This is a genomic window from Halanaerobium saccharolyticum, assembly GCF_003053565.1.
Taxonomy (GTDB): domain Bacteria; phylum Bacillota; class Halanaerobiia; order Halanaerobiales; family Halanaerobiaceae; genus Halanaerobium; species Halanaerobium saccharolyticum_B.
This window is the reverse complement of the sequence record NZ_QAXS01000033.1, coordinates 1-15386: the sequence shown is the minus strand read 5'-3', so window position 1 is coordinate 15386 and position 15386 is coordinate 1. Positions and strand designations below refer to the sequence as shown.

Annotated in this window: 14 protein-coding genes; 4 read left to right on the top strand and 10 right to left on the bottom strand. The window is 35.8% G+C overall.

Features of this window, described 5'->3' with window-relative positions:
- Nucleotides 1-11 precede the first annotated feature (11 nt).
- The 7 genes from C8C76_RS11700 to C8C76_RS11670 form a co-directional block, all read right to left on the bottom strand.
- Nucleotides 12-1334 (bottom strand): family 43 glycosylhydrolase, encoded by a 1323-nt coding sequence (locus tag C8C76_RS11700; RefSeq protein WP_108141849.1) that lies wholly within the window; start codon nucleotides 1332-1334, stop codon nucleotides 12-14.
- 130 nt (nucleotides 1335-1464) lie between these two features.
- A complete protein-coding gene (gene arfA / locus C8C76_RS11695) occupies nucleotides 1465-2973 on the bottom strand; it encodes an arabinosylfuranosidase ArfA (protein WP_108141847.1) in 1509 nt (502 codons plus the stop codon).
- Between the two features lie 36 nt (nucleotides 2974-3009).
- Entirely contained in the window at nucleotides 3010-4050 is a 1041-nt protein-coding gene (locus tag C8C76_RS11690; RefSeq protein ID WP_108141845.1) for an ABC transporter ATP-binding protein, read from the bottom strand.
- The gene (locus C8C76_RS11685) at nucleotides 4040-5053 is read right to left on the bottom strand and encodes an ABC transporter ATP-binding protein (protein WP_108141843.1); all 1014 of its coding nucleotides are present in this window, start codon (nucleotides 5051-5053) and stop codon (nucleotides 4040-4042) included. The genes C8C76_RS11690 and C8C76_RS11685 overlap by 11 nt, the downstream gene beginning before the upstream one ends.
- A 40-nt stretch (nucleotides 5054-5093) precedes the next feature.
- The gene (locus tag C8C76_RS11680) at nucleotides 5094-6176 is read right to left on the bottom strand and encodes an ABC transporter permease (protein ID WP_108141879.1); all 1083 of its coding nucleotides are present in this window, start codon (nucleotides 6174-6176) and stop codon (nucleotides 5094-5096) included.
- Between the two features lie 80 nt (nucleotides 6177-6256).
- On the bottom strand, nucleotides 6257-7240 hold the full coding sequence (locus C8C76_RS11675) for an ABC transporter permease (protein WP_108141841.1): 984 nt from the start codon (nucleotides 7238-7240) through the stop codon (nucleotides 6257-6259).
- Between the two features lie 158 nt (nucleotides 7241-7398).
- The gene (locus C8C76_RS11670) at nucleotides 7399-9408 is read right to left on the bottom strand and encodes an ABC transporter substrate-binding protein (protein WP_108141839.1); all 2010 of its coding nucleotides are present in this window, start codon (nucleotides 9406-9408) and stop codon (nucleotides 7399-7401) included.
- A gap of 502 nt (nucleotides 9409-9910) precedes the next feature.
- Here C8C76_RS11670 and C8C76_RS11665 point away from each other — a divergent pair.
- Nucleotides 9911-10816 (top strand): ArsR/SmtB family transcription factor, encoded by a 906-nt coding sequence (locus tag C8C76_RS11665; protein ID WP_108141837.1) that lies wholly within the window; start codon nucleotides 9911-9913, stop codon nucleotides 10814-10816.
- Between the two features lie 79 nt (nucleotides 10817-10895).
- On the top strand, nucleotides 10896-11321 hold the full coding sequence (locus C8C76_RS11660) for a hypothetical protein (protein ID WP_108141835.1): 426 nt from the start codon (nucleotides 10896-10898) through the stop codon (nucleotides 11319-11321).
- A 35-nt stretch (nucleotides 11322-11356) separates the two neighbouring features.
- On the opposite strand, the gene C8C76_RS11655 is transcribed toward C8C76_RS11660, so the two are convergent.
- Nucleotides 11357-12271 carry a diguanylate cyclase gene (locus C8C76_RS11655; RefSeq protein WP_258222539.1) on the bottom strand — a complete coding sequence of 305 codons (915 nt, stop codon included), beginning with the start codon at nucleotides 12269-12271 and terminating at the stop codon, nucleotides 11357-11359.
- A gap of 109 nt (nucleotides 12272-12380) precedes the next feature.
- Between C8C76_RS11655 and C8C76_RS15565 the strand changes: the two genes are divergently transcribed.
- On the top strand, nucleotides 12381-12875 hold the full coding sequence (locus C8C76_RS15565) for a transposase (protein WP_441318884.1): 495 nt from the start codon (nucleotides 12381-12383) through the stop codon (nucleotides 12873-12875).
- Nucleotides 12818-13942 (top strand): IS3 family transposase, encoded by a 1125-nt coding sequence (locus C8C76_RS11650; protein ID WP_441318890.1) that lies wholly within the window; start codon nucleotides 12818-12820, stop codon nucleotides 13940-13942. The genes C8C76_RS15565 and C8C76_RS11650 overlap by 58 nt, the downstream gene beginning before the upstream one ends.
- A 35-nt stretch (nucleotides 13943-13977) precedes the next feature.
- Here the strand turns inward: C8C76_RS11650 and C8C76_RS11645 are convergent, their stop codons facing one another.
- Nucleotides 13978-14508 (bottom strand): PAS domain S-box protein, encoded by a 531-nt coding sequence (locus tag C8C76_RS11645; protein WP_108141829.1) that lies wholly within the window; start codon nucleotides 14506-14508, stop codon nucleotides 13978-13980.
- Between the two features lie 141 nt (nucleotides 14509-14649).
- Nucleotides 14650-15075: a hypothetical protein gene (locus tag C8C76_RS11640; protein ID WP_108141827.1), complete on the bottom strand. Its 426-nt coding sequence runs from the start codon at nucleotides 15073-15075 to the stop codon at nucleotides 14650-14652.
- Nucleotides 15076-15386 lie beyond the last annotated feature (311 nt).

The window sequence follows — 15386 nt, the reverse complement described above, 5'->3', positions numbered from 1 at the left end:
AGCTCTTAGTTTTATAAAGAATCCAGTTTCCACTTCTGACTGTCTAAATCTTGATCCTCTTTTTGAACTAAATAATCATCTTCCAATTTAGTTAAAGCTTTACCGCTATTTCGATTTATAATTTTATAGATATTATCTCTTAAATTAATCAGTTCCCATTCCTGACAGATATGGCGGGTATTACTCCACTGCTGAATATCGGCACCATCAGATTTATCAGCATCTCCTACTTCTAGATATAGGAGACTATTTCTGTTTTGAATCCTGTAATATTCGGCATCTATCGGATAGATCAGCCAGTGATTGGTATGGGCCTTTTGATTGTTATTACAGATAATTCTGGCTCTGGCTTCAGTTTTGGCAGCTTCTACTGCTGCAGTTTTCTGATTTTCTAAATTTTTAAGCTTATAATATGAATTAATTTTTAAATCATAATTTTTTATTTTGGGCCAGCCGTCTTCCCAATCGAGTTCCTTAATAAAAAATCTATATTCCCCGCTGTGGCGGTGGTAGGCATGATGGACTAAGTATTTATTTTCGAATAGATCCTGACCACCATATCCTGTGAATTCTCGATCAGCAGCAGCTAAGATACTGCCCCCTTTATCCATTAAGGAAGTCCCATCCTGATCATAATAGGGACCGGTTATTGATTCAGCTCTACCGCAGGCAATTTTATAGTCACTTTTATTTCCCCGACAGCAGTGGTCAATCGAGGCAAAAAGATAATAATAGCCATCTTTATAGGTTAAAGTAGGTGCTTCAATACCTGCCGGCCTTTTCCCTACCATCCTGTGGGCTAAAGAATAAATTTCACCTTCCGGTTTCATTGTTTCTTTATTTAATTCTGTCAGCTTTATTCCATCAAACCAGGAACCAAAAACAAGCCAGGGTTTTCCCTCTGGATCTATAAAAAGATTGGGGTCAATACTGTTAAAATCCTGGCCCTGAGTAGAAGTTATTACAAGTCCTTCATCCTGCCAGTCTGCAGCTTCTATACTTTCTGCTGAAAGCAGTCCGATTAAAGAATTTTTAGTTCCAAATTCTGAAACAGAATAATAAAGCCACCATTTGCCATTAAAATATTCAAGATCCGGAGCCCAGGCATCATTTTCGCGGTCAAAATTTTCTACATAATCGCCCCACCAGGAAAGTGCTTCATTTAAAATTGAATCCTGACTGTGCCATTCACTTAAGTTATTAGAAGATTTAAACCCAATTCCCTTACCTGTATGGACCAAATACCACTGATCATTTTCTTTTACCAGTGCCGGATCATGTGCCTTTAAATCGCCTTTCAATTCAATATTTAAGTCAAATAATTTATTTGTCATCAATATTACCTCCCGGAAATTTAAATAATAAAACAGGCTATCAGCTTCGAGTAAATATTTCAAATAGAAAGATTTTTCATTATTATTTTATTTCTATATAAAAAGCTGATAACCTTTTATATTTCATTATTTATTTGGATAATCTAATAACATTCCAGGATAGCTTAGGTAATTCAGCTGTTAAAGTATTACCCTTAACTTCTGAACTGCCATTTTTATGAGGCTTAACATTGTCCGGATTGTCTTCTGTATTAACTGCTTTAAGATCTTCATGTTCCAAGACAATATGTTCAACAATTTGATAGTCATCAAAGCCATTTAGCTCACTTTCTAATTCTAAGGCAGATTCAGTATCTCTGTTGACAGCAAATATTGTCAGCTCTTCTTGATCTTCATCAAAAACTGTTACCTGATCCAGTAGAGCAACATCTTTAAAATCTTTACTGTCATAAGTTGGAGAAGTTACTCTGCTTTCTAAAACAGTACCTCTACCAAACTTTGAAGCGTGATAATATGGATAAAAGATTGTCTGTCTCCAGCTGCCGCCATCTTCGCTGCTCATAATTGGCGCAATAACATTAACCAGCTGAGCCTGATTGGCAATTTTAACACGGTCTGCATGTTTCAACAGGGTAATTAGTGTTAAACCAACAACCAGCGCGTCTTCAAAATTATAAATATCCTCCAGCTGTGGTGGGGCAACCTGCCAGGGTTCTCTTTTCTTATCTGCATCATCAGAATGATACCAGACATTCCACTCGTCAAATGATAAGTTGACAGTTTTATCACTATTTTTCTTTGCTTTTACATAATCACAGATTGCTGTAACAGAATGAATAAAGTCATCCAGACTTTCTGTCTGTGCCAGGAAGTTTTTAATATCATCTTCATCATTGCGGAAGTACTGATGTAAGGAAATATAATCAATATGTTCATAAGTGTGTTCTAAAACTGTTGCCTCCCAGTCACCAAAAGTAGGCATCTGACGATAGGAACTCCCGGAAACAACCAGTTCAATTTCAGGATCCAGTCCCTTCATAACCTTGGCAGTTTCTAATGCCAGGCGGCCGTATTCATCTGCTGTTTTGTGACCGATCTGCCAGGGCCCGTCCATTTCATTACCGAGACACCAGGTTTTAATATTATAGGGTTCTTCTCTGCCGTGCTCTTTCCTCAGATCACTGTAGTAGCTGCCGCCTGGGTGGTTGCAGTATTCTAAATAATTACGGGCAGCATCAATACCGCGGGTCCCTAGGTTAACTGCCATCATTACATCGGTCCCGGCTTTTTCTGCCCACTGCATAAATTCATTGGTGCCGACTTCATTTGTCTCCACAGTTCTCCAGGCAAGCTCCAGTCTGTTTGGTCTGTCCTCTACCGGACCAACTCCATCTTCCCAGTTGTAGCCCGAAACAAAATTCCCACCTGGATAGCGGATAATTGGAGGGTCAATTTCTTTAATTAATTCCAGTACATCTTCTCTAAATCCATTTTCATCTGCTGTTGGGTGGTCTGGCTGATAAATTCCTGTATAAACAGCCCGGCCCAGATGCTCAATAAATGAGCCAAAAATTCTCTCGTCAACCTCACTAACTTTAAAATTGCGGTCTAAATAAACTTTTGCATTCTTTTTAGTCATCTACTCTTCTTCCCTTCTCTTAATAATATTTTTTTACTATGCTTTCTTTTCAACTAAATCACTATAACCTGCCAGCTCAAGTTTTTCTGCAAAATGACAGGCTGCAAAATGTTCTCTATCTTCGTCAATTATCTTTAAAGGTGGTTCTTCCTTTTGACAGATATCCTCCGCGTAAGGACAGCGGGGGTGAAGATTACAGCCGCTGGGAGGATTAGAAGGATCAGGAACAATTCCATCAATTTTTCCCCTCTTCTTTTTAGATCTTGGATCACCCTCCGGAATTGACTGCAGTAAAATTTCTGTATATGGATGTAGAGGATTATCATAGAGGTCATCAGCTGAAGCAATCTCCACAATTTTCCCCAGATACATAACCATTACTCGATCACTGATATGTTCAACCACACTTAAGTTATGAGCAATAAAGATATAGGTTAAACCCATCTCTTCCTGCAGTGACTCTAAAATATTTAAAATCTGAGCCTGAACTGAAACATCGAGGGCAGAAACCGGCTCATCACAGACTATAATTCTTGGATTTAAAGTTAAAGCTCTGGCAATACCAATCCGCTGACGCTGACCGCCGCTAAACTCATGTGGATAGCGGTTTAAGAAAAACTCACTTAATCCAACCTGATCTAAAAGATCCTTAGCCATTTCTGTTCGTGATTCTTTAGTGCCGATTCCGTGGATTTCAAGTGGTTCAACGATAATATCTCTGACAGACATTCTTGGATTTAAAGAGGACATCGGGTCCTGAAAAATCATCTGAATGTCCTTTTTATATGAATAAAATTCCTGATCATCAATTTTAGTTAAATCTCTCCAGTCACCAGCTTCATTTTTATATTCAATTGTTCCAGCTGTTGGTTCAACAAGTTTCATTAGTGTTTCTCCAGTAGTAGATTTTCCACAGCCAGATTCTCCAACCAGACCGAGGGTTTCTCCCTCTTTTAAAGTAAAGCTGACACCATCTACAGCCTTAACCTGGCCGACTACTTTTCTGAAGATACCTTTTTTAACTGGAAAGTATTTTTTCAGGTCATTAACCTTTAAAATCAACTGATCATCCTTCATTATTTTCTCCTCCTTCCTCATAAAGCCAGCATTTTGCCTGGTGGCCGCCGCCTAAGTCAAAAGTTGGTGGTTCTTTTTTAGTACAGATATCCATTCTGTGCGGACAGCGTGGTGCAAAATGACAGGCATCTGGCAGATTATAGATCTGAGGTACTGAGCCGCTGATTGGTTTTAATTCTTTTTTGCGCCCAATCTTCGGAATGGACTGCAGCAGCCCCTGAGTATAAGGGTGAGAAGGATTGTAAAATAATTCTTCTACCTCTGCTACTTCTACTACCTTACCTGTATACATAACTACAACTCGATCTGAAATTTCACCAATTACATCCAGATCATGAGAAATAAACATAATTGACATCTGATATTCCTGCTGTAGCTCTGCCATTAATTCTAAAATCTGAGCTTCTACTGTAACATCAAGCGCAGTTGTTGGCTCATCAGCAATCAGCAGGTTGGGATTGGAAGCTAAAGCAACAGCAATCATTGCCCGCTGATTCATTCCTCCACTCAGCTGATAGGGATAATCATTGATTCTCTGTTCTGCTGGAGAAATACCTACCTTCCTCAGCATTTCTATCGCCATTTCTCTGGCTTCAACTTTATCCACATCATGGCTGAGCATAATTCCCTCCATAATTTGAGAGCCGACTGTATAAACAGGACTCAAAGATGACATCGGATCCTGAAAAATCATAGCTGAATCTTTGCGCCGAATATCTTTCATCTTCTTTCCTGTTCTTTTGAGTTTTGCTATATCAACAACTTCATCTTCGCGGTGCAGTTTGATCTCTCCCCCGTGGATTTTACCCTTAGGCTGGGGAACAAGATTTAGAATAGAAAGTGAAGTAATACTCTTACCACAGCCACTTTCTCCAACTATACCTAGAGTTTCTCCTTTATATAGATCAAAACTTACACCATCAACCGCTTTGGCAAGTCCTCTTCTTGTATCAAAATAAGTTCTTAAATTATCAACTTCCAGTAATATATCATTATTTTTCATAATTATTTATCCCGCCTTTATCTGCAATATTTCTGCAGTATTAATGATATGGATCTGCAGCATCTCTTAAGCCATCACCAACAAAGTTAAATGCCAGCACAGCAATGATAACAAAAATACCGGGTATAAAATACCAGGGATAATCAGCTACAGCTCGTACATTTTGTGCTTCCTGAAGTAAAACACCCCAGCTAACTGCAGGTGGTCTAAGTCCTAAACCTAAGAAACTGAGTGCAGTCTCACCAATAATCATGCCAGGAATTGCAAGGGTCAGGTTAACCAGAATATAACTCATACAGTTGGGAAGTAAATGCTTAGAAATAATTCTTCCACCTTTAGCACCAGCTGCTCTGGCTGCCTTAACAAAGTCTTCTTCTTTTAAGGAAAGTATCTGACCTCTTAGTACACGTGCCATTCCTACCCAGCCTGTTAGAGATAAAATAACTGTAATTGCAAAATAAACCTGGATAACAGTCCAGTCCTGTGGTAAAGCAGCACCAAGCCCCATCCAGAGTGGGATTTTAGGAATAGCTAAAGTAAACTCAATCACTCTCTGAATAAAGTTATCAACCATACCGCCCATGTAACCAGAGATACCTCCCAGCAGTAAACCTAAAACAAGGCTGACAGATATACCGATTAGTCCAACTGTCAGTGACAGGCGAGCACCGTGAATAGTTCTGCTGAAAACATCTCTTCCCAGTCCATCAGTTCCAAAGAGAAAGATTTGAGTTTCAGCTGAACCAAAAAGCTTGAGATTTGTTTCGAATAGACCCATAAATTTATATGTATCTTCTGTACGATAAATAAAATCAACGGGTATTTTCTGACTCTCATCTACTGTATATTCCATGGCCAGTGTCTCCATATTTCTTTCACCAACAACTGGGTGGACATAAGGAGCAGAAAGGCCGTCTTCATCGATGAATTTAATTGTCTGAGGAGCAATGTTCTGGTATTCAGAAAATCTTTCATTTGGATTATAGGGAGTTAAAAAACCTGCAAAAAGTGCACTTACATATAAAATTATTAAAACTACAATTCCACCCATGGCAAGTTTATGATTTTTAAACTCCTGCCACATCAGCTGCCAGTGAGATTTTGCTTTAAAGGGATCTCCCATAGTAATTTCTGTATCTTTTGTAATTTTTTCTTGTTTTTTAGGGTTATTCACTAAATTTCCTCCTTTCTAACTTCAGTTAATCAATCATAACGAATTCGGGGATCAACTAAAGCAAGTAAAATATCAGATAATAAAGTACCGATTAAGATTAAAACAATATTTATAAAAATAATTGTTCCGGCTAAATACATATCCTGTATTTTTAAAGCATCATATAATTTTGGTCCAAGAGTAGGGAGTCCAAGTACAATACCGGCAATTGTTCCTCCAGAGATAATCTGCGGTAATAACCAGCCAACTGTACTAATTAAAGGGTTAACAGCAATTCTGGCTGCATATTTAATAATTACTTTAATCTCATCTACACCCTTAGAACGAGCCATCTGAATATATGGTTGACGTAATTGATCCAGCATTTCAGCTCTCATTATTCGGATTAAACCGGCCATTCCTGCTGTTCCAACCACCACAACTGGAACCCAGATCCGCTTTAGAACCTCTGCTATTTTTGCCAGAGTCCAGGGTTCACCCATATAGGCTGCAGGCATTAAACCGGATAAATTAACTCCAAAGAATCTTAATCCCGTAAACATGATTATTATCGCCAGTAAAAAGTTTGGAATTGAAACTCCTAAAAAACCAAAAAAAGTAAAGAAATAATCTCCAAAAGAATACTGTTTGACGGCTGAATAAATACCAATGGGAATTGATAAGATCCAGGTAAATAATAAGGTTAAAACTGAAATTAAAATTGTAAAACCTATTCGCTCCTGAATTACATCCATAACCGGCCTTTCTTCACTGAAGACCATCCCAAAATTTCCACTTGGAAAGCCTTTAACCCACTTCCAGTACTGTTCATAAATTGGATCATTTAAACCATAACGATCTGCCAGAGCGTCAGCCCGGCTTTGTTCAACTTCTCCACCCATTCTCTGTAAATTAGCAAGATAAGAATCTATGTAACTTCCCGGTGGTAAAGTTATAATTAAAAATGAAACCATAGAAATTAAAATAATCATTGGAATCATAATCATTGTTCTTCTTAAAATATAACTTAACAATATTTTCCCTCCTTTAAAATCAGCTTAAAATAATTTTAAATTTGTAAAATAAATTCCAGATACTAAATCGTAAAATATATTTAGTATCTGGAATAATTTAGATTGGTCTAAATCAGCTTTTATATTATTTTATATTAGCTGTCTTCAGATAATGCAGTTTACTCTTCTGGATTTTCCCAGTAGAACTGTTCAACATATGCATTTCTGGTAGCACCAATACTGGGGTTATCTCCAACTTTTCTTACATTTCTAAGACCGTTTTTAGATACCCCAACATGTCCAGCCATACCAACTGTTCCAATAGATGGAATTTCTTCTGCAATCTTATTACCAATATAATTTAATAAAGTAATCTGACTTTCAGGAGTAACATGATCCATCATATGACCATTTTCATACCATTCAATGATATCTGCAGGTGGCTCAACAGCCAATTCTCTTCTGCCTTCAGGAATTTCTTCTGCAGGCTTTCTTGTTCCATTATAAGGATCATAGTCTAAGAACCAGTTACCATAACCGTTAAATGTATCTTCTGCAGGTACATACTGATCCCATGGAGGTAGAGAACCTGTCATAAAGGTAGTTGAAATCTGTGTTCTACCTTCCCAGATCTCTGCAAAGAATAATCCTTCTTCTACAGAATCAAAATTGACATTAATTCCGATGTCATTCCAGAATCCTTCAGCCATTTGTGCTGTGTTCATAGCCACTGCTCGAGAAGAGTTACCTAAAAGCTGCAGTAACAGGTCATCACCATTAGGTTTTTCTCTCCAGCCATCTCCATCCTGGTCGACAACTCCCATTTCATCGAGTAATTCTCTAGCTCTATCTGGATCATATTCAGCATAAGCTGTTGCCCATTCTTCATTATAAGCTTCTTCTGGAACTGTACCCGGGTGGTAAGCAAGCTGTCTTTCTTCACCCTGTCCCATAAATACTAATTCTTTTATTTCACTTCTATCTAAGGCTAAGGATAAAGCCTGACGGAATCTTACATCACCCAGAATTTCCCACATATCTTTTGCATTTACAGGCTGCTGCTGAACAGAGAAAGTTACTCTGCTGGCCCATAGTGAGTCACCAATCCAGGCATTATAATTTCCATCTTCTTCACTAGATTTCAGAGTAGGGTAATCTGAGAATGATAAGAAAGAACTGATATAGTCAATTTCCCCTGATAAAACATTCATTAGTCTAGCCTGTGCATCAGGAGTGTAAATAGTTCTCTGCTCATCAATATAGGGCAGCTGATTACCTTCAGTATCTACTTTAAAGTAATATGGGTTGCGTTCGTAAATTCTACCGGTTGAAGTAACCTGTGTAGGAACCCAGGCAGATAATACAGGTCTGCCAACTGGCTTAGGATCAAAGAATTCCCAGGACAGTCTGTTGTTGAAATACTGAATCCAGCTGTCAAAACCCTCTTCTTGAGCAAGTTCATCTGCGTCTTCATTATAATCAAGATGGAACTGCTTCATGTAATGAGAAGGTGGGAAGAATTCTAAACCTGCATACCAGGTTGCATCCATAGCTTCGTGGAAGTTATAGTTAGGAATTGCAAAAGTAAACTTAGCTGTATATTCGTCTACTATTTCTAATTCCATGATTTCTCCACCAGGACGGAAGGCAATAGGTACTGCAGTTGTTAAACTTTCGTTAAGTAAAATATCTTCATACCAGAACTGCAGATCTTCAGTAGTTAAGTCATCACCATCAGACCATTTTACTCCTTCTCTTAAATAAAGAGTAAATGTTCTACCATCTTCACTGTATTCCCAGTCCTTAGCAAAGTTTGGAATGGTAATTAAGTTGTCAAAATCTCTATTTTTAAGTAAAGGTGTTTCCACTAAAACATGACCATTAACCCCTAAACCTTCAGGTCCAAACTGAGTAAAGGTCATGCTGCCGCCATAATTTCCGATTTCTTCTTCCGGCTGAACAACTACCGGTTCTTTAGGTAGTCTTTCTTCTACCGGAGGTAATTCACCAGCTTCAACTTTTTCTTTTAACATAGGTGCTTCGTTAAATTCCGTGATTCCAGATTCAGAAAATGGTACAATTCCTGATACAGGATTTTTAGCAGCCTCTTCTCCAGCTCCAGCAAAAGCAGTTAGTGAAATACTCATTATTAAAACTGTTAGAAAAAATACTTTTGTAAATTTCTTCATTTTTTCCTCTCCCTTATAATTATAAATTTTGAATCTTAAATCTGATCAAGCTTGATACTGCTTTTTGTTGATTATCCACCTCCAGATTTAATTAATTTGCTCATTAAGTGAAATTATAAGGTTATAAGCGTTTGTTTTAGTATTGATTAAAGAACAATTGATAAATTCAACTTAATAGTACTTATTACTACTCTTATAGACTTCTAATCTTAAATTAAAAGTTGAATAGAAACTTTAGTTCTTTAATTTTCACTAAAAGTATAGCATATATTTTAGATTAATGTCAAATTAATATAATTAAATAATCTAACAATTTTAACGATTGTCTTATTATCCCTGTTAAATCAGCGCTTAAAATTATATTTTTTATTTTTTCTATATTTTAGTATTGCATAAAGGAAAAAGATTATTAAATTATTTATTAAAACAAATGCTTAAATTTGATTTTTTATTGATTTTGTTTTATAATTGACTAAAATAAATAATGTTTGGGGGGAGAATTTTGATTTTAATTGATAATTTAAGAGATGGTTTAAATACTTTTAAAGCTCTGAGTTCAGAATCCAGAATTAGAATTTTGGAATTATTATCTGAATATCACCAGCTCAATATGAATGAGCTTGCGGAAAAGTTGGGATTAACAAACGGTGCAATTACCTCTCATGTCAAAAAGCTTGAAGAATGTGGACTGATAAAAGTTTCAACTGAGTCTGCAGCCAGAGGTAATCAAAAATTATGTTATTTACACGAGGATAAACTTATCTTTGACCTAAAAAAGAAAACAGAAGAAAAATTTTATGAATCTGAAATAGCAGTTGGTCATTTTTCTGACTATGATGTCTATCCCACCTGTGGTCTGGCCAATAAGGATCATATAATTGGTGAAGTTGATGATCCGAGTTTCTTTGCTGATCCGGAAAGAATAAATAGTCAAATTTTATGGTTTACTAAAGGTTTTATTGAATACAGACTGCCAAATTATTTAAAACCGGGACAAAAACTTACAGAAATTCAAATTTCAATGGAAATAAGCTCAGAGGCTCCTGGTGTCTGCAGTGACTGGCCATCCGATATCTTCTTTTATTTAAATGATCAGGAACTGGGCAGCTGGACAAGTCCTGGTGATTTTGGAGAAACCAAAGGAATTTTCACACCTTCCTGGTGGTATCCCAACTGGAATCAGTATGGTCTGCTAAAATTACTTTCAGTTAGTAAATACGGAACCTTTATCGACGGATCAAAAATTTCCGAAGTTACTATTGATCAACTGGAGCTTGACCATAAGAGCAATTTTAAATTTAAAATTGCTGTTCCAGAAAAAGCTGAAAACAAGGGCGGCTTAACTATCTTTGGTGAGAATTTTGGAAATTATAATCAGAGTATCTATGTAAGGCTAATTTATAGTTAAACCATGAGAAACTCAGTTCTATCACTTTAAATTAGTCAGACAGTTCGATTAAATATATTTTACGAGGTGTAGTGCACTAATGATGTATAATCAGGATCAATTTATAATTAAACTTGGCAGAAAAGCAACAATAAGTGGTCTAATTGGTTTTGGATTAGGACTTGCTGCTGCTTTTTTACTTTCTTTTTCGAAAATAGCTGTAGTTTTCACAGCTATTATTTTTGCTTACTTTTTTACTTCTTCTTTCTGGGGGATACATAATTTAAAAATGTGGTTCAACAAATACCGCTATCGAATGCCGCAGTACCTCTGGTATTTTCTAAATATTTTTGTCTATTTAGGTGGGGTTTTTGTTGGTTTGGTTGGTTATGGTTTTATTGAGCACTTTCTGCTCTTACTGGCAATGGATCAGCATAAAAAGGGAACCGGTTTAATCGGTGCCCAGATTATACTCCTGCCCTATCTGGGTAAGATTTATGCTGATAAAATTAATTACCATTATTAAAATTTTCAGCTGGAAATTGAGCATTTAATTTATATTTACTCTATAAAATTAATAAATTCGGCAGTTAAAGCTGGATCAAATTGGCTCCCTGCTGCTCGATTAAGCTCTTCAATCGCTTCTTTTTTGTTCATTTTTTTAGAATATAGATTCTTATTTAACATAACATCATAAGCGTCAACAATGGAGATAATCCTTGCTAGATAGGGGATTTCTTCTTTTTTTAATCCCTCAGGATAACCACTTCCATCCCAGTTTTCATGGTGGTGCAGAATAAGCTTCGCCAGAGAAGCAAACTCCTTGGAGGCTGCAGCAATTTTATAACCAACTTCGGAATGTTTTTTTATCTTTTCCCATTCTTTTTTATTTAATTTACCTTTTTTATTTAATATCTTTTCTGATATTGAAATCTTACCAATATCATGCAGTTCAGCCAATTCAATCAGTTTAATTTTCTCTGAACTTTTAAGTTTTAAATAATCTGCAAAGTCAGCTGCTTTTTCTTTTAATCGCTGAATATGAAAATTGTCTTCATAACTTTTCTCTGCCAGTGAAAGTAAAATATTTGAGATTAATTTTCTTTTTGCTTTCTTCCCCTGACTCATCTTCTGCTGATACATTCTCTTATCTGCCAGCTCAAATATCTCAAATAAATCTTCATTTACCTCATTTTTAATTGCTGCTCCCAGAGCCAGAGAAATCGAAATCTGATCTTTATTAGTTTGCTCACAGTTTTTTTGAATTCTATTTATTATTTTTTCCATATCTTTTTTAGAAGTAGAGGGCAGCAGGATTGCAAATTCATCTCCCGCCCAGCGGGCAATCAAATCAGAAGCCCTGGTTGATTTTTTTAAGACTTCTGCGGTTTTAATTAAGAGCTGATCCCCTTTTTGATGGCCAAAGGTGTCATTAAAGAGTTTAAGTCCATTGACATCAATCATAATAACAGAAATCGGCAGTCGGCGTGAATCATTTAATCTCCCTATGTGTTAGGATAGTTGTCGTGGGACACAAAATCTGTATATAATAGAGTAACAACAATAAATCCTAAGGAGAATTAATATGTCAAGAACTGTTTATCCAAAAGAATTGAAAGAATCCATATTTAAAAGACTGGCTCCTCCTAATGCTGAAAAAGTACCTGCTTTGGCTAAAGAAACTAATATACCTAAACCAACTCTCTACAAATGGAGAACGAAAGTTTTAGAAAATAATCCAACTAACAATAAAAAAGCAAGCAAATGGACTTCCAGTGATAAATTTCAGGCTGTTTTAGAAACTGCAAGTCTTTCCGAAATAGAAACTGCTAAATACTGCCGTGAAAAAGGCATTCATGTCGAAGAATTAAAAAGCTGGATTAAACAGTGTCAGAATGCCAATGAAAACAAATTTGAAGATCCTAAAAAACTAAAAGATAACCTTAAAAAAGAGAAAAAGAAAGCTAAAGAATTAGAAAAAGAACTTCGCGAAAAGGAAAAAGCTCTTGCTGAAACTGCAGCATTACTGGTGCTCAGAAAAAAGGCCCGAGCGATCTGGGGGGACCCAGAGGACGATTAATAGGAATTTCAGATCGCAAAAAAGCGGTAGAACTAATTGATGAAGCACATGCAAATGGCTGCAGGCTGTTTAAAGCTTGTGAAGAACTTGAAATATCAATCAGAACCTATCAAAGATGGACCAAGGATGGTGCTGTTAAAGAAGATCAGCGACCTCTGATTGAAAGACCAGAACCCAAAAATAAGCTAACTGAATCTGAACGACAGGAAATAATTGAAGTCTCAAATAGTAAAGAATTCGCAGATCTACCACCTTTTAAAATTGTTCCCAAGCTTGCTGAACAGGGAAAATATATTGCTTCAGAATCCACTTTCTATAGAGTCTTAGATAAAGAAAAAATGAATACTCATAGAGCTAAAAGTAAAGAACCTGTAAAACGAGAAGCTCCTACTCATATTGCTACTGCTCCCAACCAAGTTTGGACCTGGGATATCACCTGGCTGAATGCGATGATTAAAGGCAGCTTCTTTAAGCTCTATTTAATCGTTGATATGTTCAGCAGAATGATAGTTGCCTATGAAGTCTGGGAAACTGAAAATGCTGAATACTCTAGCAGGCTAATTAGAAAAGCTTCACTAGCTCAGGGCATAGCAGCAAAAGATAAACCACTGGTACTACACTCTGATAATGGAAGTCCAATGAAAGCAGCAACATTTTTGGCAACACTTGAAAAATTGGGAGTACAGAGTTCCTTTTCAAGACCAAGAGTAAGTAATGATAATCCATATTCTGAATCATTATTTAAGACAATGAAATACAGACCAGTTTATCCCAATAAAGGCTTTAAGGACCTAAATGAAGCCAGAGAATGGGTAGCAGAGTTTGTTCGCTGGTATAATCACCAGCATTTACATAGCGGAATTAAGTTTTTATCTCCCTACCAGAGACATTACGGGCTTGATATAGAGATAATGAAAAAGCGAAATGAAACATATTTAAAAGCTAAAGCAGAACATCCAGAAAGATGGTCAGGTGATGTTAGAGATTGGACCCTACCAGAATATGTAACTTTAAATCCAATGGATACTGCTGAAGTTGAAAAATATCTCAAGCAACAGAGTTCTTAAATTAGCTTCTGCAAGAGTGGTATTCAAAGAAATTTTTAACTAAATGCGACAACTTTCTTGACAAACACCGATCTCTTCATCTCTTCTTCCATAAAAGTTCTGTTATATAAATCTGTTAAATTATCATGATAGCTTAAATATTTAATTTTTTCCTCTTTTATTTTATAGTCCGTATAGTCTATTCTCATACTTAAAATTGCAGTTCTAAAATTTGACTGAATAAACTTAGTTTCTTTCATTAAAAAATATTTTAATTTATTATTTTTATCATAGGTTTTCATTATGTATTCTTTGTCTTCCCCATTTAATATATCCTGAATACTTTTTTGAGCTCGTATTTTATATTCAATCGGCACCAGGTTTTTAAACATACTTTCTCCCTCAAGCTCTTCTTTGCTGTAACCTGTATACTGACAGATCGAATCATTAACTGTAATAATTGTCCCATCTTTATCAAGTAATAACATTCCAGCTGGAGACTGGTTAAATAATTTGTGATACTGTTCTTCCCTTATTTTTAAGCGGTACTGCAAATCTTCATAATAGATTGCAAAAATGCTCAGCATAAATAAAAGAGCAAATAGTCCCTTTAAAAAGATCCCGTACTTTTCAAAATAGGAGTTAAAACGCAGATAGGGCAGAAAAAAGACTATTGTCCCCAGCGCCCAACTGTTGGCTCCTGCAAATTTAAAGTAATTATTAAAGGCCTAATTAAAAAAGATTTCTCCACTTTTAAAAAAAGCTGCAGCAAGAAAGAGCAGTGCTGGAGCAAAGATTACAAAACGGTTCAGACTTAAAGAACTCAGAATTAAAATAAAAACTAAAAATTTTAAGGTTTTGAGATAAAATTGATTGAGCTCCAGTGAAAAATATGTATGGACAGCTTTTAATAAGTAATAAGCTTCAAAAAGTATAAAAATAGCATAGAAAAAATATAAAATCTTAAAATTATAATAATAATAGAGTATATCAACAGCATTTGCTAAAAAGCTCAGGCCTGCAAAAACTGTAAAATACCACAGATAAATTCTTTTATTTCTCTGATACAATAAAAAAATACCAAGAGCAAAAATTATAAATGCAGCAGTATAAATATATGTAAATCCAAGTTCTAAAGTACTGAGAAAATTCAATTTAAACACCCCAAATACGCCAAATTTTCAATTAATAAAATTAAATTTTGCAGATATAGCTATATTAATTATATTCGCCAAAAATTTACTCTACCCTGCTTTTTATTTATCAGTTTAAAAATTTGTCTAACTTTCTTTTATATCATATCACTAGCATTGCATAAAAATATTTAAGAAAAGTCAAGTTCGATTTTTAGCGAAAATACTTGCTTAAATTAGAAAAACTCCTTATAATTGGGATTAGGATAGTCTTTGTCCAAATCCCAAAAAATAAGGAGCATATACTATGGACAAAGATATCACAGAAACCA

What these genes read in the sequence shown, in the direction of transcription:
- arfA (WP_108141847.1), bottom strand. Translation starts at nt 2,973, where the DNA reads ATGACTAAAAAGAATGCAAAAGTTTATTTAGACCGCAATTTTAAAGTT.
- C8C76_RS11690 (WP_108141845.1), bottom strand. Translation starts at nt 4,050, where the DNA reads ATGAAGGATGATCAGTTGATTTTAAAGGTTAATGACCTGAAAAAATAC.
- C8C76_RS11685 (WP_108141843.1), bottom strand. Translation starts at nt 5,053, where the DNA reads ATGAAAAATAATGATATATTACTGGAAGTTGATAATTTAAGAACTTAT.
- C8C76_RS15565 (WP_441318884.1), top strand. Translation starts at nt 12,381, where the DNA reads ATGTCAAGAACTGTTTATCCAAAAGAATTGAAAGAATCCATATTTAAA.
- C8C76_RS11700 (WP_108141849.1), bottom strand. Translation starts at nt 1,334, where the DNA reads ATGACAAATAAATTATTTGACTTAAATATTGAATTGAAAGGCGATTTA.
- C8C76_RS11645 (WP_108141829.1), bottom strand. Translation starts at nt 14,508, where the DNA reads ATGCTGAGCATTTTTGCAATCTATTATGAAGATTTGCAGTACCGCTTA.
- C8C76_RS11660 (WP_108141835.1), top strand. Translation starts at nt 10,896, where the DNA reads ATGATGTATAATCAGGATCAATTTATAATTAAACTTGGCAGAAAAGCA.
- C8C76_RS11680 (WP_108141879.1), bottom strand. Translation starts at nt 6,176, where the DNA reads ATGGGAGATCCCTTTAAAGCAAAATCTCACTGGCAGCTGATGTGGCAG.
- C8C76_RS11670 (WP_108141839.1), bottom strand. Translation starts at nt 9,408, where the DNA reads ATGAAGAAATTTACAAAAGTATTTTTTCTAACAGTTTTAATAATGAGT.